Genomic DNA, 15,751 nt, shown 5'->3' with positions numbered 1-15,751 from the left:
GCACGGCGGCCCTGCCCCAGACCATGCTGCCGGCTTTATCCGCCGGTCAGCGCCAGCTGCATCTTTCGCGCCTCGAAGGGCTGCCTCAGGACGATCCGGTTCGAGAACTTGATGATGCCGATGTCGAGCTCAAGGAGATTGTCGAGGATCGCACTGAAATCGGCGATGCTCGGGGCGACGATCTTGAGGATGTAGTCGCATCCGCCGGTCACGTTGTAGCACTCGATAATCTCCGGGCAGCGCTCGGCCGCCGCCTCGAACAGCCGGAAACTGTCGCGCCGATGCTCGCTGATCGTGATTTCGGTGAAGGCCGTGATGAAATGACCCAGCCGCGCAAGGTCGATCACGGCATCGAAGCCGCGGATCACGCCGGATTCCTGCAGGCGTTTCATCCGGGCGAGGCAAGGGCTCGGCGTCAGCCCGACCGCCGCGGCCAGCTCGACATTCGAGCAATGGCCGTTGCGCTGAAGGTGATCGAGGATCTTAAGGTCGAACCGGTCGAGTGAAACGAGAGATCCCATGGCTCGATGATAGTCCCGGAGCGGCCGGCGTACCAGAAACAGTCCGGCGACGATGGGGCTGGTTCGGAAGACGGCCCCGGTTCAAGCGGGGCAGGAGGCGACCGCAGCCTGAAGCGAAACGAGAAAACGGTCCACGTGCTCCGGCTGGCAGACCAGCGGGGGGCGGACCTTGAGCGTGTCCTCGTTTGCCCCGGTGGTGCTGATCAGCACGCCGTCGTCGCGCATCGCGTTGACAACATCGAGTGCCATGGCGCGCCGCTGCGATGCAGACATGCCGGCATGGCCGATGTCGATGCCGAAGAACAGACCGGCATGGCGAACCGCCAGAATGCCGCTCGACGCGCCCGCGATCCGCTGCAGACCCTGGCTCAGCCGCTCGCCCATGGCGACCACGTTGTCGAGGATGCGATCGCGCTGCAGGATCGTGAGAACCGCGTCGGCTGTCGCGATGCCGACGGTGTTTCCGGCGAATGTATTGGAATAGCGGGCGGTGGCGCCGAAGCGATCCATGGCCGCATGCCGGCCGACGACCCCGCCGATCGGAAAGCCGTTGCCCATCGGCTTGCCGAGGGTGACCAGATCCGGCACCACGGCGTGCCGCTCGAAGCCCCACATATGATCGCCCGTTCGCCCGAAGCCGGGCTGAACCTCGTCGGCGATGAAGAGCCCGCCCGCCTCTCGCACCGCCGCGATGGCGCCCGCAATGAACCCCGGCGGATCGATCCAGACGCCGTCGCTCGAGAAGATGCTGTCGATCAGGATGGCCGCGACGCCGATTCCGCGCCGGTCGAGATCCTTGATCGCGGATCTGACCTGCGCCTCGAAGAATGCGGGCGCCTCCGCTTCCGCGACGCCGGCAGGCCCGGGCAGCGCGACCATGCGCACCGAGGGGCTGAGCTTGACCGCCTCGCCGAGATTCGGCGAGACCATCGCGGCGGCGGCGCTCGTGCCATGATAGGCATAGGACGAGACGATGACGCCATCATTGCCGCTGACCAGCCGCGCGATCCTCAAGGCGAGATCGTTGGATTCGCTGCCCGTGCAGGTGAAGACGACGCGGTCGAGCTCCGTCGGGAATGTCGCGACCAGCCGCTCGGCATAATCGACCAGCCTCGGCTCGAGATAGCGGGTATTGGCGCTGATGCGCCCGGCCTGCTCGGCCATCGCCGCATTGACCTCGGGATTGCAGTGCCCGAGCGAGGGGACGTTGTTGTAGAAATCGAGATAGGCGCGGCCGTCGGGGTCGTACAGCCACATTCCCTCGCCCCGGACGAAGTGAACGGGGCGCCGATATTGAAGGCGATAGGACGAGCCGAGCACCTTGTCGCGGCGAGCGATCAGACCCGCCTCGCGCTCTGCGAGATCGGCTTCGCCGGGCATGTAGCGGTTCGGCATGAGATCGACGGACATCCGTTTGGCCTATCACATGGCAAGAGGGTTGGGAGCGGGAAGCAGCGAAACGACTGCGACGACGGCTGACGGCGCGGCCTCCCCGGGTGTCATGAGGAAGCCGCTTCGGCAACGATCGTCCGCGCGGCCTCCCTATCGAGGCGGGACAGGATCGACAGCCCTTTCTCGGCTCGAGCGACGTTCTTATTGATATAGGCCGCATGCTCCGGAAAGAGGTGCGACCGCCAGGCATTGATCAGGATCAGCGCGCTCTGGCGCGCCTTCATCAACCCGACGAGCAGATCGGTCTCGAGCGGCGAGAGAGGGCAGACCGAGGCGTATCCGGCGATCAGGCTCTCCGCGCCGCCGAGCGGCAGCGCAGGGTCGCTCACCATGTGGCTGGCCGCGATGGCGAGATCCTGGATTCGCGGTCCCCGGCAGCCATCGCCGAAATCGATGAAGGCAACGCCGTCCTCGGCGAGCAGCATGTTGAACGGGCTCGGATCGTTGTGCGTGACCTGCCAGTCGAGGGCGCCGATCCTGGGCTCGACCGTGGCGAGGTAGTCCCAAAGCGCTGCCTGGACCGCATCCGCCGTCCGGCCGGGCGCCAGATAACGCTGGAACGCGGCAAGCCGGGGCCAGCAGCCGATCTGCCACAGCACGGGCCTGTCGACGGCCGGCAGGCCGTGTGCGTCGCGCAGGGCAATGTCGAGATGAGCCAGCGCCTCTCCCGCATCTCGAGCCGCTTCGGGAGACATCGGCGTCTGGCGGAGGGGCTGGCCCGCGAGCCGGGTCTGAAGATAGCCGGACAACCCGTCCTGCCGGAACATCAAGTCGCCCCGAACGGTCCCAATCACCTGCGGCGAGAGGAAACCATGGGACTTCTCGACCGCGCTGATCGCGGCGGACTGGAAGCGAAAGCTGTCGATCGCCTCGATCCGGGGCGATGCCTTCAGGATCAGCCGACGGGAATCGGGAAGGAGGACCTCGGCGGTGCTCTCGACCTCCGACGACAGCAGCTCGATGCGCCCGCTCAGCCCGTAATAGCGCATCAGAACCTCGGCCAGAAGACCGTCGTCGAGCGCGACGGGAGCCGTGGCGAGAACGGCCGCGGCCGCGTCGAAATAGGCGTCGCGCCCGCCTGCCGGCGCCGAACTGCGTTCAACGGCCGTCTGCCGGTCGGCCTCATCGGAAGCCGGCGAGCCGGGAGCCGTCCTCATGACGGCCTCGCAATCGTGGGCAATGCTCGACCTCGCCTGAAGGATGGTTCGCACATCCATTTTGATAAGGTCGCAACGCTCGCAAGAACTGCCGAAATCGCGGCCTCGCGAGCGCAAAGTTCCGCTCCGACCCAGGCTTCGGCAGAATGTTCGGCCCGGCGACGCGCGGCCGGAGGCAACCAAGACACCGACCAGTGGAGTGCGGGACATCAGCCGCCAGCAGCCCCTAATGACAGAGCTGCGGCCTAGTAGCTGATTCGGCCGTCGATGATCCGGGTTTGCATTCCAAACGGTTGTTCTCCCAGCATATTTATGCCGGGCCGGCTGACGGCAGCCATGGGAAGCTTCGTGGCCATTCTGGTCGCGGAGCCGGCGAGATTGACCGATCCGGCGGCGATGGCCTGTACGCGGCTGGCCAGATCGGCGGGATCGGACTGCAACGACTGCCCGGATAGGCGCCGCCCCAGCAGGGCGATGATTTCGGGACTGTCGGCGAACGCATTATGGCCGAGCGCGTCGTTCGAGTTTGAGGCGCTGGTATCGATCACGGTGATGCCGAGTTGCTTGATCGCATCCGCATAGGGGGCGGGATCGGCGCCTCCAACGCGGTTGACGCCGCCCGAGAGCCAGCGCGAGACTTCGAGAGCCTTGTCACTGGTCGATGTGAAGATGGTGAAGTGCGGGCGCTTCGCCCCCATCTCGATCATCTGGCGCCGGAACACGTCGACGTCGATGTCCGGCGATGCGAGAACGACGTTATCGACCTTGGTGGGAATGCTCCCCTTGCGCATGGCGACGCCTCGCAATGCTTCCATCGCGAGCCAGGTTCCCATGGAATGGGCGAGGATCGTGATCTCGCCGACATCCGGGCTTTTCGACGCCTCGATGATCAGGTCTTCCAGGGCGCTCCGCGAATAGGTGGTGCTCTCCTTGTCGTAGAGATAGTCGAAGACATTGGCGCGCGAGGGCCAGGTGAACAGGATCGGAGCCGCCGTGATCCCGGCATCATGCTTGAGCTGGGCGAGGCGAAAGACGGCGTCAGCATAGGTGTTGTTGAAGCCGTGGACGAAGATGAGCGCCTGCCGCTTGGCGTTGCGATTCCTGCGAAACCAGTCGAGCATCTGCCGCTCGGACTGCGCCTTGCGGACGCCGAGCACCGCGAACTCCCGCTCCGGATTCGCCTCGGCCTGCGCTGGCCACTGGATCTCCCCGGCCCTGCGGTTGCGATCGGACGGGATCGAAACCTCGATGCTGTCGAAGGAGATCGCGTCGCCGCGCTCGCCGGAATAGAGCAGGCCCGGATCCTGCGCCGCCTGACGCGTCGTCACGGCGAGGATGTCGACCCGGCTGGTGTCTGCCGCAGCCGCCGACACCGGGCGGAGGACGCTTTCCTGCCGCGTCGCGCAGGCTGTGAGCAGCGCGAGGGCGGCGAAGAGCGAGACGGCCCGCACCAGGCGCAACCGGGCGGAAGCCGGGCGGCGCGGAGGGCGCGGATCGGCGGTGATGCGATGCTCGATCATCTCGAACCCGGCTCCATGAGGTCGCGGCGCGCGTCGGCTCAGTGCGCCGGCGCAGGCGCGGCAGTCTCCTGCCCGGAGGTCTCGGGCTCGCCCTGCCCCTTCGGCTCCTCGAAGCGGAACCAGGCGACATAGAGCGCCGGCAGGAACAGCAGCGTCAGCACCGTTCCGACGATGATCCCGCCCATCATGGCGTAGGCCATCGGGCCCCAGAACACCTCGCGCGCGATCGGGATCAGCGCCAGGCTCGCGGCCGCCGCCGTCAGCATGATCGGGCGCATGCGGTGCTCCGTCGCCTCGACCACGGCCGACCAGCCATCCCTGCCCTCCTCGCGCAGATGCTCGATCTGGATGACGAGGATGACGGAGTTGCGGATCAGGATGCCGATCAGCGCCAGCACGCCGAGGATGGCGACGAAGCCGAGCGGCGCGCCGCTGGGCACGAGCGCGGCAACCACGCCGATCAATCCCAGAGGCGCGACGACGACCACGAGGAACAGCCGCTGGAAGCTCTGGAGCTGGATCATCAGGATCGTCGCCATCGCAAACAGCATCAGCGGGACGATCGCGACGATCGGGCCCTGGCCCTTGGCGCTCTCCTCGACCGCGCCGCCGGTGACGATCTTGTAGCCGGCGGGCAAGGTCTCGCTGATCCGGGTCAGGGCCGGGGCGAGCTGCTGGACGACGGTCGCCGGCTGCAACGCCGTCGTGACGCTCGCCTTCACCGTGACGGTCGGCAGGCGGCCGCGCCGCCAGACGACCGGCTGCTCGGATTCGTAGCGGAAATTGGCGACCGCAGCGAGCGGCACGGTTTTTCCGGCGCTGGTCTGGATCTGCAGGTTCTGCAGCGTGTCGATCGAGGAGCGCTCGTTGTCGAGCGCCCGGCCGACGACATTGATCAGATAGATGCTGTCGCGCACCTGCGTCACCGTCGCGCCGCCGACGATGCTGTTCAGCGCCGTCGCGATCGTCTCGGAGGTGATGCCGAGCTGGGCCGCCTTGTCCTGCAGCACATCGACCTTCACGACGCGGCCGGGCTCGTTCCAGTCATAGACGATGTCGCCGAGATTGGGGTTCTGCCCGAGCGTGCTCGCGACGTTCTGCGCCAGCGTCCTGACCGTCTGGATGTCGGGTCCGCTGACGCGATACTGCACCGGACGGCCCACGGGCGGGCCGATGTCGAGCAGATGCACGAAGGCGTCGGTGCCGACGAATTCGCGCGCGATGATGTCGTCGAGCTTGGTGCGCAGCCGCTCCCGCGCCGCCAGATCATGGGTCACGATGACGATCTGGCCGAAATTCGGGCTGGCAGGCTGCACATCATAGGACAGCACGAAGCGCATTGCGCCCTGGCCGACATAGGACGACCAGCGCTCGATATCCGGCTCGCCGACGAGCGCGATCTTCTCGAAGCGGTCCATCTGGGCGCGGGTCTCGGTGATCGAGGCATTCTGCGCCACCGTCCAGTCGACGATCAGCTCGCGCCGGTCCGATGAGGGGAAGAACTGCTGCTGGACGAACCGCATGGCACCGACCGAGAGGGCGAACATCAGCACGGTCGCGGCGATGGTCAGCCATTTCCGGCGCACGCAGAGGCGCAGCAGCGCGTTGAAGGCGCGGGTGAAGCGGCCGGGCCCGTCATGATGCTGCTTCATCGTCTTGGGCAGCAGGGTGACGCCGAGCAGCGGCGCGAACAGCACCGCGACCACCCAGGAGACCAGCAGCGAGACCGCGATCACGACGAAGAGCGTGAAGGTGAATTCGCCGGCCGCGCTGCCGTTGAGGCCGACGGGGATGAAGCTCGCCACCGTCACCAGCGTGCCCGTCAGCATCGGGAAGGCGGTCGAGGTGTAGACATAGGTCGCCGCCTTGGTGAGCGTGTCGCCGACCTCGAGCCGCGCCACCATCATCTCGACCGCGATCATCGCGTCGTCGACCAGCAGGCCGAGCGCAATGATCAGCGCGCCGAGCGAGATGCGCTGCAGCGAGATGCCGAAGATCTCCATGAAGACGAAGGTGATGGCGAGCACGAGCGGGATCGTCAGCGCCACGACGAGCCCGGCCCGCATGCCCAGGCTGACGAAGCTGACGATCAGCACGATCGCAACCGCCTCGAACAGCGCCTTGGTGAAGCCGCCGACGGCTTCCTCGACGATGGCAGGCTGGTCGGAGACCAGATGCACGCCGATGCCGATCGGCAATTCGTTCTCGATCTTCGTCATCTCGGCCTTCAGCGCCTCGCCGAAATGCAGGAGATTGGCGTTCGGCTTCATGCCGATGGCGAGCCCGATCGCCGGCTTGCCGTCGACGCGGAAGAGCGAAGTCGGCGGGTCGACATAGCCGCGGCTGATGGTGGCGACGTCGCCCAGGCGAAAGAAACGGTCGTTGATCCGCAGGTTGATCGCCCGCAGGCTGTCCTCGGAGGTGAACTGCCCGCCGACGCGCACACTGATGCGCTCGCCCTTTGCCTCGATCGTGCCCGACGGCGCGATCGCGTTCTGCGCCCGGATGGTGTCGACCACGAGCTGCTGGGTCAGGCCCAGCGCCGCGATCTGGCGCGTCGAGAATTCGAGATAGATCACCTCGTCCTGCGCGCCGACAAGATCGACCTTGCCAACATTGGGCACGGTCAGAACCTTGGCGCGGACATCCTCGACATAGTCGCGCAATTGCCGCTGGCTGAAGCCGTCTGCGGTGAAGGCATAGATGTTGCCGTAGACGTCGCCGAAATTGTCGTTGAAGCTCGGACCGACGACCCCATCGGGGAACTGGCTCTTGATGTCCCCGATCATGTTGCGGATCTTGACCCAGATCGCGGGGATGTCCTTGGCCTTGGTCGTGTCCTTGAGGTTGACGAAGATCGTCGTCTGCCCGGGCATGTTGAGGCTCTTGGCGTAGTCGAAGGAGTCGAGCTCCTCGAGCTTCTTCTCGATGCGGTCAGTGACCTGGCCGATCACGTCCTCCACGGTCGCGCCGGGCCAGCGCGCCTGGATGATCATCGTCTTGATGGTGAAATCGGGATCTTCCGCCCGGCCGAGGTTGAAATAGGAGAACAGCCCGGCGAGCGAGGCCACGATCATGAAATACCAGACGAGCGAGCGGTGCTGCAGCGCCCAATCGGAAAGGTTGAAGCGCTTCACCGGCCGGCTCCTTCATCGAACTTGACGCTCTGTCCTTCGGACAGGCTGTTGACGCCGGCGACGACGATGCGCGCGCCAGCCGTCAACTGCCCGACGATCCGGGCCTTGCCGTTGATCCGTTCCGCCACCTCGACGGCGAAGGAGCGGACCGTTCCGGTACCCGGGTCGAGCAGCCAGACGAACGTCTTGCCGTCCCGCTCGAGAAGCGCGGCGGCCGGGATGTCGAACACCGCCTGCGCCGCTGCGGGCATCGTCGGCAGCACGGTGACGGTGGCGCCCAGCCGGAAGGCATCGACGCTCTGGTCGAGGGTGATCTTGACCCGGCGCGTGCGCGTCGCGGCATCGGCCTGCGGGCCGATCTCGCGCAGCTTGCCGGTCGCGGTGACGGACGGATCCGCCTGCAGGCGGATCGCGAAGGGCTCGCCCTGGCGCAGGGAGCGCGCCGTGGCATCGGGAATATCGACGACGGCCTCCCGGATGTCGGTACGCGCGATCGTCATGACCTTCTGGCCGGCGGTGACCATCTGGCCGACCTCGGCGTTGACGCTGGTGACCACGCCGGCCTCGTCCGCCGTCAGGGCCGCATAGCCGCGCTGCTCGCGCGCCTTGTCGAGGCTGGCCTGAGCCTGCTTCACGCCGGCACTTGCAGCCTCCAGGGACTGCTTGGCGGTGTCGAGATCGGCCTGGTTCGCGATCTGCTTGGCGAACAGGGTGCTGATCCTGGCCTCGGCGGCAGAGGCGTTCGCGAGCTGCGCTTGCGCCTTGGCGAGATCGGCCTCGCTGCCGCGCACGGTAAGATCCAGCAACTGGGGATCGATCTGCGCCAGCGCCTGCCCCGGGGCGACGACGTCGCCGATATCGACCTGACGCGAGATCAGGCGGCCGAGCACGCGAAAGCCGCGATCGGTCTGGAAACGCGGCTGGATCGTGCCCGCAAAGCCGACATCCTGGTCTTCCTGCGGCTTGACCACGACGGAGAGGACCGGGCGCGGCACCGTCTTCGCCTTGGTGGCGTCGCCCTCGGCATTGCAGCCGGCCAGCGCGCAGACGACGGCCGCGGTGGAGAGGAGAACGAGCGCGCGCCTCATTTCTTGGTCTCCTCGCGGGGCTGCGCATCCGGCAGCAGCGGCTTCACGATCTGGCCCGGCCTGAGCAATTGCGTGCCGGCCGTCACGACAATGTCGCCGGCCTCCAGCCCATCGCGGACCAGCAGCTCGCCCGTCCGGTAGCTGTCGACCGTGATCGGCCGGATCGCGGCGGCATGGCTGCGCGGGTCGACCGTCCAGACGGCGGGCTTGCCGTTCTCGGTGAAGAAGGCGCCCGCCGGCAGCGCGAAGACATTGTCGGGCTTGAACCGGCCGATTCCGGTGACGGCCGCGCCCAGGGTCATGGCGGGAGGTGGCGCGTCGATCGAAATCTTGACGCGAACGGTTCCCGTCGCGGGATCGATGGCGGGGGCGACCTCACGGACCTTGCCGGTCGCGCGCACGGCCGGATTGGAGACGAGCGCGAGCTCGATGGTGTCGTCGGCCGGGCGCTGGGCCAGGAGCCCCTCATAGACATCGAAGACCGCGTCGCGCTCGCCGTCGCGGGCGATGGTGAAAACCGCCTGCGCCGCCTCGACCACCTGCCCGGCCTCGGCGTTGCGCGCGACCACGACGCCCGAGGCGTCCGCGGTCAAGGACGTATAGACGAGCTGCTCCCTGGCCGTTCCCAGATTGGAGCGGGCCGCGTCGAGCGTCGCGCGGGCGGCCTGCATCGCCTGCTGAGCATTGTCGAAATTGGTCTGCGTGGTGAAACCGTTGGCGAGCAGGGATTTCTGACGCTCGAAGGCGGCCGTCGTCTGGCGCAGGGTCGCCTCGGCCGACTGGACGCCGGCCGTCATGGAGGCGAGGTCAGCCGTCTGCTCCTGCGATTCCAGCCGCGCGAGAACCTGCCCCGCCTCGACATGATCGCCGATCTCGACGAAGCGTTCGGCGATGCGGCCGGTGAAGCGGAAGGCGAGATCGCTCTGGACGCGCGCCTTCACCTCGCCCGTCAGTGCGACCGACAGGGCGTGCTGCGACGCGGATACGCGCTCGGCCTTGACGGACATCGGCGCCCGCGCAGAGGGGTTTTTCTCCTCGCCGCAGGCAGCGAGGACCATGGCAAGACCAACCAGAAGGCCGGCGGTGGATCGTCCAGGGAAGCGAAGCGGCCATCGCATCGGCATCGGTCACCCATGTCAAAATTGAACTGAACCGTTCAGTTTTGACATTTGCTTGAGTGGGCAGCATATGTCAATCATGAACTGAACGGTTCAGTTTAGAGAAAAATCAATGACCACACGCGCCCCGCCGCGAGGCGGTGGAACTCGAGATCCTCGGAGCGCCGGCCTCGCGCCGACCCAGCGCGATCGCAAGGTCGGCTCGATCCTGGCGGCGGCCCGCGCGCTCTTTCTCGACCACGGCTTTGACACGGTCAGCATGGACATGGTCGCTCGGCAGGCGCCGGTGTCGAAAGCGACACTCTATGCGCATTTCGCCAGCAAGGAAGAGCTGTTCACCGCCGTGGTCGTCGACGAGGCCGAGCGGATGACGGATGAGATCGGGCGGATCGTAACCGACAGAAGCGATATTGCCGCTGTGCTCAAGCGCGTCGCCGAGAAGTTCGTCGACATCTTCCTATCGGAGCAGGCCATGTTCCTGCAGCGTGCCGTCATCGGCGTGGTGCCGCGATTTCCGTCGATCGGCGCCGCCATCTTCGAGAGCGGCCCCAAAGCGCTGACGGAGCACCTGGCGGCCTTCCTCGGCGAGGCCCATCGGGCAAGCAAGCTGCATGTTCCGAACCCGACACTGGCGGCGAAGCAGTTCCTGAGCCTCGTCAGAGGCGATCTCGACATCACGCGCCTGCTGCTGCCTGCGGCGGTGCCGAGCCGGGCCGAGCTCGAGACGCAGATCGAGGCCGGGATCGACCTGTTCCTTCACTTTTACGCACCATCCGAGACGTAGCGGCTGCCCGGCGCGCAGGCGCCTCAACCCGGAACGACGGCCGTCGGAGGAAGCGCTTCGCAGCGGCTTGAAAACAGGCGTTCTCCGATAAAATCGACAAAGACGCGGACCTTCGGCGAGAGATTGCGGCTGGAGGGCCAGATCAGGCTGAAATGGCCGGGAGCGTCGATGTGTTCGTCGAGCAGGGTGTGCAGCTCGCCCTTCGCCAGCGGATCACGCGCCAGGAAATCCGGTATGCAGCCGATACCGAGGCCAGCGATGGTTGAGCCGCGCAGCGCCTCCATGTTGTTGCAGGTCAAGACCGTGCGTGTGCGCAACTCCGGTTCTCCAGCCGGCAGTGTGAGTGGCCATGCTTGAATCTTGCCGCTGTTGGGAAAACGGAAGCGGACACCGAGATGCCCGTCGAGGTCGCGCGGGCACTCTGGCTTACCGTGGCGCTCCAGATAGGATGGTGCGGCACAGAGCAGCAGCTGGAATGGGCGCAGCCGCCGCGCCATCAGGCGCGAATCCGGGAGATCTCCGCTGCGAATCGCGACATCGACGCCCTCGTCGATCAGATCGACGAGGCGGTCGTTGAAATCGAGATCGACCTCGATCTCGGGATAGCGCGCCATGAACTCCGGCAGAACCGGCAAGAGCAGATGATAGCTCACGATCGGCGTGCTGATCCGCAGGCGTCCACGCGGCACATCCATCGTGTGAGCGAGCATCGCGCGGGCATCGTCGAGATCGTCGAGAATGCGCCGGCAGCGCTCGTGAAAAGCGCGCCCCTCCTCGGTCAGGCGCAGGCTGCGCGTAGAACGCTGGAACAGGCGGATGCCGAGCTGCTGTTCGAGTTTGGTCACGGCCTTGCCGACCGCGGAGGCGGAAAGCCCGAGCACGCGCCCGGCCACGACAAAACTGCCGAAATCGGCGGTCCGGACGAAGGCCGTCAGGCCGGTCAGCGAATCCATCCTTACCCCCTCGATACGTGGTTATTCGAGCGAATTCTTCCGATATGATCGGAATATGAAGCCACTTGGCTCCAATTAGCTCGATAATATCCTGTTTCGACCGCAAGGCGAGCGCCAGCTGGGGTCGCTGCGCCGTTGTTGAACAAGGCATCCAATCCATGACGCAAACCATCACGCGGCCGAGCACGGCCCGACAGGCGCTCGTGCTCCTTTCCGTCTGCCTCGCCGCCGCCGCGATGCCACTCACCTTCACGGGGCCGGCTGTGGCGCTTCCTGCCATCGGCAAAACGCTGGGCGGCAGCCCGATCGCGCTCAACTGGGTCACCAACGCCTTCATGCTGACCTTCGGATCGAGCCTGATGGCAGCGGGCGGGCTCGCGGATGCCTATGGCCGCAAGCGCCTCTTCCTCATCGGCGTCGGCGCATTCGGGATGATCTCCGCGGCACTCGCCGTTGCACCCGACATCCTCTGGTTCGATCTGGGGCGGGCGGCCCAGGGCATCGCCGCGGCGGCCGCCTTTTCCGGCGGCATGGCGGCACTCGCGCAGGAATTCGAGGGGCGCGCGCGCATCCGTGCCTTCAGCATCGTCGGCACGAGCTTTGGTGTCGGCCTTGCCTTCGGACCGATCGCGTCGGGATTGATGATCGATGCCTTCGGCTGGCGCAGCATCTTTGGGCTCGTGGTCGTTCTGGCCGCGCTCGCCCTAGCGCTCGGGGCACGCTTCCTGCGCGAAACGCGCGACCCGGACGCCACCGGACTCGACTGGCCGGGCGCCCTCTCCTTCACCCTGGCCCTGGCGCTCTTTACCTATGGCGTCCTGCTGGCGCCGGAGCGCGGCTGGGCCGAGCCGACCGTGATGACCCTGTTGGCGGGCTCCGCCGCGCTCTTCATCGCCTTCGGCGTGATCGAACGGCGCGTCGCTCGGCCGATGCTCGACCTCACCTTGTTCCGCTACCCCCGCTTCGTGGGGGTGCAGTTACTCGCGGCGGCGCCGGCCTATGCTTTCGTCGTGCTGCTGATCCTGCTGCCGGTGCGTTTCATCGGCATCGAGGGCCTGAGCGAGATCGCTGCCGGCCGGCTGATGATCGCACTCTCCGCACCTTTGCTGGCTCTCCCTTTCGCGGCTGGCCTGCTGACGCGCTGGTTCGCACCGGCGGCGATCTGCGGCGTCGGCTTGTTGATCTGCGCTGTCGGCTTGTTCTGGCTGAGCCGCATGCCGCTCGGAAGCGAGACAATGGGTGTCGCCATGCCGATGGCCCTGATCGGCATCGGCATCAGCCTCCCCTGGGGGCTGATGGACGGGCTTGCCGTCAGCGTCGTGCCCAAGGAGCGCGCCGGCATGGCAACCGGCATTTTCAGCACCACCCGTGTGGCCGGCGAAGGTGTGGCGCTCGCCGTGGTCAGCGCCGTGTTATCCGCCTTGACAGCGGGGCATCTGGCGGCTGGTACGGCGGCGGCCCATGCCGGCCCGGCGGCCCAGTTGCTCGTCACCGGCGATATCGTGGCCGCGGCCGCCCTGCCGCTGATGAGCCGCGCGGCGCTCATGCAGAGCTATGGCGACGCCTTCGCGACATTGCTCCTGATGCTCTGCGCCATCACGATCCTCACCGCGATCGTCGTCTTCGCTTTCCTCGGCCGGAGGGCGGAAACGGGAACCGAGCCAGTGGTGGAGGGGGAAGAGCGCCTCTGCACATCGCAAGCCTGACCCGGCTCGCCAGCCGCGGCACGCCCAGGACGACAAGGGCACCGCAAGCCGCGAGTGGCTTGCGGCGCCCCGATCAGCAAGTTCTCGCTCCCGATTCAACGGTCTCTAGAAATATTGAACAATCATCGACCTCTCCATAGGTCGATATACTTATTTTGCTGAAGGTATTGATTGCCAGCCTGAATTGAACCCGAATGCTGGCCAGCACGATTGATCCGGCCGCCGGGGCTGAGGGCGACGCGGGCCAGACCCATCTGCCTTTCGAAGATCGGGCGCGGTCGCACTGTTCCAGCCTGTCCTGAGAGCGCATCATGACATCCAGAAACGAGAATTTCGCGGCCCTGGTCGGCAATACGCCGCTCCTCGAACTGGGCCGCTTCGCAGAAGAGCTGAAGCTCGGCGCCCGTATCCTCGCGAAGATCGAGTATCTGAACCCCGCCGGCAGCATCAAGGACCGGACCGCCTGGGGCCTCATCCGCGAGGCCGAGGAGAGCGGCCGGTTGAAGCCCGGCCAGCAGATCGTCGACCTGACCAGCGGCAATACCGGGATCGGGCTCGCGGCGCTGGCGGCGGCCCGCGGCTATCCTTCAAAATTCTACCTGCGCAACACGATCAGCGAGGACAAGCTCAAGCTGCTCGCTCATTACGGCGCCGAGATCGTCCTGATCGACAACAGCGTCTTCCTCGAACCCGGCGCCATCCACGCGATCATCGATCGGGTGCGCCGCGAGAATCCGGACGCCTACTACACCAATCAGCGCGCCAATCCGGCCAATCCGCGCGTCCATTTCGAGACGGGCCCCGAGATCTGGCGGGATACAGCCGGGGAAGTCGATATCTTCGTGGCGGCCGTCGGCACCGGCGGCACGATCTCCGGCACGGGGCGCTTCCTGAAGCGACAGAACCCGGAGGTGCAGGTCGTCGTCGTCGAGCCCGGCCCTGCCTCGGTGCCCTCGCTGGACGCTCCCTATCCGGACAGCATCGAGGGCGTCCACAAGGTGACGGAGGTCGAGCCCGGCTACCTGCCGGAGAATTTCGACGCTTCCGTCGTCGACGAGGTGATCGTCACCGAGACGGCGCAGGCGCGGGACTTCGCGCGGATCCTGGCGCAGCGCGAAGGCATCCTGGCCGGGACGTCGTCGGGCGCGGTGCTGTTCGCCGCCACGGCGCTCGCAAGGCGGCCCGAAAATGCCGGCAAGACGATCGTCGCCATCGTCGCCGATAGCGGCGAGCGCTATCTCAGCCCGCCGAAGCTCGGGCCCGCCCTTTCGAGCGAGGTGGGGGCGCCCGCTCTGGAAGCCGCCACGGTCTGACATCCGCTCGATGCGGCGACGATGTCGATCGCCTCGCCGCTTCGCCGGATACAAAACAAATCATCGCTTCCTGTCACGCAAAACGCATATTCTGTTTCATTGCCAATAATAATAACCCGAGCAATAATCTTGAACGCGACGGCGCTTTCAGCGTCTTCGCCGCGGGATTTGCTGGAGCAGCTTGCGCCGCGTCAACAACGCTAAAAGCACCACGATGTCTCGTGGGCTCCTTTTGTTTTGGAGACGCGAATGTCCATGACGTTCAGCACTGCAGAATCGGCGGCAAGCCTGCTCTTCCACCGGCGGCTCTGACCTTCCTGAAGCCGGGCCGCCTTTCCGCGCCCGCCTCGATCCCATTCACAACCCGGGCAACGCGATCTCATGCCAGCCGCCATGGCGACTGCACGACCGGAAAAGCGCGCCTGCCCCGATTCCCTCATCAAGCCAGACCGGGACGCCGCCATGTCCACTCTCACGGAATATCTCGCCCAGAAGCGCGACGCCCTGCTGCGCCGCAAGGCCCATGCCCGCTCGGGAGACGCCCGTCCCTTGCGACTTCAGGCGCAAGCCCATGCCGAGGGGCGCAGCGGCGTCCGGCGCATCCGCATCCGCGACTTCCAGGTGATCAGCGACAGCCCGCCGGATTTCGCCGGTTACGATCTCGGGCCGAGCTCGCCCGAACTGCTGCTCGGCGCGCTGTCGAGCTGCCTGACCCATACCTATCTGATCCAGGCCGCCGACCAGCAGATCGCTCTGGAGGACGTCTGGGTCGAGGTTCACGGCCAGCTCGATCCGCGCGCCGGAACGCCCGGCCACGAGACCACACCGATCTATCCGCACGAGCTGTCCTACACCGTCAGGCTCACGACGGATGTGACCGAACTCGACGCCCTGAATGCCGCCGTCGAGCGCTTCTGCCCGATCCTGAACCTGCTCCGGCAGGGCGTGACGGTGCGCGGCACCGTCGAGCGCGTCCCGGCCAGCCGCGCGGCAGCCTGACCC

12 protein-coding genes are annotated in these 15,751 nt (G+C 66.3%); 4 read left to right on the top strand and 8 right to left on the bottom strand.

The window, feature by feature from the left end; translation table 11 throughout:
• Nucleotides 1-35: 35 nt before the first annotated feature.
• The 7 genes from GY40_RS11585 to GY40_RS11555 all read right to left on the bottom strand — a co-directional run bounded on the left by GY40_RS11585 (nucleotide 36) and on the right by GY40_RS11555 (nucleotide 9,933).
• Nucleotides 36-521, bottom strand: a complete 486-nt coding sequence (locus GY40_RS11585) for an Lrp/AsnC family transcriptional regulator (protein WP_038362002.1) — start codon at nucleotides 519-521, stop codon at nucleotides 36-38.
• An 81-nt stretch (nucleotides 522-602) separates the two neighbouring features.
• Nucleotides 603-1,931: an aspartate aminotransferase family protein gene (locus GY40_RS11580; protein WP_038361999.1), complete on the bottom strand. Its 1,329-nt coding sequence runs from the start codon at nucleotides 1,929-1,931 to the stop codon at nucleotides 603-605.
• 89 nt (nucleotides 1,932-2,020) lie between these two features.
• Nucleotides 2,021-3,130: a phosphotransferase enzyme family protein gene (locus tag GY40_RS11575; protein WP_038361996.1), complete on the bottom strand. Its 1,110-nt coding sequence runs from the start codon at nucleotides 3,128-3,130 to the stop codon at nucleotides 2,021-2,023.
• A gap of 245 nt (nucleotides 3,131-3,375) precedes the next feature.
• Nucleotides 3,376-4,650, bottom strand: coding sequence for an alpha/beta hydrolase (locus tag GY40_RS11570; protein ID WP_081925313.1), 1,275 nt, complete (start codon nucleotides 4,648-4,650; stop codon nucleotides 3,376-3,378).
• A gap of 38 nt (nucleotides 4,651-4,688) precedes the next feature.
• The gene (locus tag GY40_RS11565) at nucleotides 4,689-7,787 is read right to left on the bottom strand and encodes an efflux RND transporter permease subunit (protein ID WP_038361994.1); all 3,099 of its coding nucleotides are present in this window, start codon (nucleotides 7,785-7,787) and stop codon (nucleotides 4,689-4,691) included.
• On the bottom strand, nucleotides 7,784-8,875 hold the full coding sequence (locus tag GY40_RS11560; protein ID WP_038361992.1) for an efflux RND transporter periplasmic adaptor subunit: 1,092 nt from the start codon (nucleotides 8,873-8,875) through the stop codon (nucleotides 7,784-7,786). The genes GY40_RS11565 and GY40_RS11560 overlap by 4 nt, the downstream gene beginning before the upstream one ends.
• Nucleotides 8,872-9,933: an efflux RND transporter periplasmic adaptor subunit gene (locus tag GY40_RS11555; protein ID WP_248311139.1), complete on the bottom strand. Its 1,062-nt coding sequence runs from the start codon at nucleotides 9,931-9,933 to the stop codon at nucleotides 8,872-8,874. Before GY40_RS11555 ends, GY40_RS11560 begins: the two co-directional genes overlap by 4 nt.
• Before the next feature lie 172 nt (nucleotides 9,934-10,105).
• Between GY40_RS11555 and GY40_RS11550 the strand changes: the two genes are divergently transcribed.
• On the top strand, nucleotides 10,106-10,777 hold the full coding sequence (locus GY40_RS11550) for a TetR/AcrR family transcriptional regulator (RefSeq protein WP_051987782.1): 672 nt from the start codon (nucleotides 10,106-10,108) through the stop codon (nucleotides 10,775-10,777).
• A 23-nt stretch (nucleotides 10,778-10,800) separates the two neighbouring features.
• On the opposite strand, the gene GY40_RS11545 is transcribed toward GY40_RS11550, so the two are convergent.
• A complete protein-coding gene (locus tag GY40_RS11545) occupies nucleotides 10,801-11,730 on the bottom strand; it encodes a LysR family transcriptional regulator (protein WP_038361990.1) in 930 nt (309 codons plus the stop codon).
• 158 nt (nucleotides 11,731-11,888) lie between these two features.
• Here GY40_RS11545 and GY40_RS11540 point away from each other — a divergent pair, with 158 nt between their 5' ends.
• The 3 genes from GY40_RS11540 (at nucleotide 11,889) to GY40_RS11530 (ending at nucleotide 15,748) form a co-directional block, all read left to right on the top strand.
• Nucleotides 11,889-13,436, top strand: coding sequence for an MFS transporter (locus GY40_RS11540; protein WP_051987780.1), 1,548 nt, complete (start codon nucleotides 11,889-11,891; stop codon nucleotides 13,434-13,436).
• 311 nt (nucleotides 13,437-13,747) lie between these two features.
• Complete coding sequence (locus GY40_RS11535) at nucleotides 13,748-14,749, top strand: PLP-dependent cysteine synthase family protein (protein ID WP_051987778.1); 1,002 nt, start codon at nucleotides 13,748-13,750, stop codon at nucleotides 14,747-14,749.
• Nucleotides 14,750-15,211: 462 nt separating this feature from the next.
• Nucleotides 15,212-15,748, top strand: a complete 537-nt coding sequence (locus tag GY40_RS11530) for an OsmC family protein (protein WP_038361988.1) — start codon at nucleotides 15,212-15,214, stop codon at nucleotides 15,746-15,748.
• Nucleotides 15,749-15,751 lie beyond the last annotated feature (3 nt).

Source organism: Allobosea sp. UNC402CLCol (assembly GCF_000745475.1).
Classification (GTDB): domain Bacteria; phylum Pseudomonadota; class Alphaproteobacteria; order Rhizobiales; family Beijerinckiaceae; genus Allobosea; species Allobosea spartocytisi.
This window is presented reverse-complemented; position numbering and strand designations above follow the sequence as displayed.

Excerpts from the sequence above, each read along its gene's own strand:
- GY40_RS11540 (WP_051987780.1), top strand. The coding sequence starts at position 11,889 with ATGACGCAAACCATCACGCGGCCGAGCACGGCCCGACAGGCGCTCGTG.
- GY40_RS11585 (WP_038362002.1), bottom strand. The coding sequence starts at position 521 with ATGGGATCTCTCGTTTCACTCGACCGGTTCGACCTTAAGATCCTCGAT.
- GY40_RS11575 (WP_038361996.1), bottom strand. The coding sequence starts at position 3,130 with ATGAGGACGGCTCCCGGCTCGCCGGCTTCCGATGAGGCCGACCGGCAG.
- GY40_RS11555 (WP_248311139.1), bottom strand. The coding sequence starts at position 9,933 with ATGGTCCTCGCTGCCTGCGGCGAGGAGAAAAACCCCTCTGCGCGGGCG.
- GY40_RS11580 (WP_038361999.1), bottom strand. The coding sequence starts at position 1,931 with ATGTCCGTCGATCTCATGCCGAACCGCTACATGCCCGGCGAAGCCGAT.
- GY40_RS11570 (WP_081925313.1), bottom strand. The coding sequence starts at position 4,650 with ATGATCGAGCATCGCATCACCGCCGATCCGCGCCCTCCGCGCCGCCCG.
- GY40_RS11530 (WP_038361988.1), top strand. The coding sequence starts at position 15,212 with ATGTCCACTCTCACGGAATATCTCGCCCAGAAGCGCGACGCCCTGCTG.
- GY40_RS11550 (WP_051987782.1), top strand. The coding sequence starts at position 10,106 with ATGACCACACGCGCCCCGCCGCGAGGCGGTGGAACTCGAGATCCTCGG.
- GY40_RS11535 (WP_051987778.1), top strand. The coding sequence starts at position 13,748 with ATGACATCCAGAAACGAGAATTTCGCGGCCCTGGTCGGCAATACGCCG.
- GY40_RS11545 (WP_038361990.1), bottom strand. The coding sequence starts at position 11,730 with ATGGATTCGCTGACCGGCCTGACGGCCTTCGTCCGGACCGCCGATTTC.
- GY40_RS11560 (WP_038361992.1), bottom strand. The coding sequence starts at position 8,875 with ATGAGGCGCGCGCTCGTTCTCCTCTCCACCGCGGCCGTCGTCTGCGCG.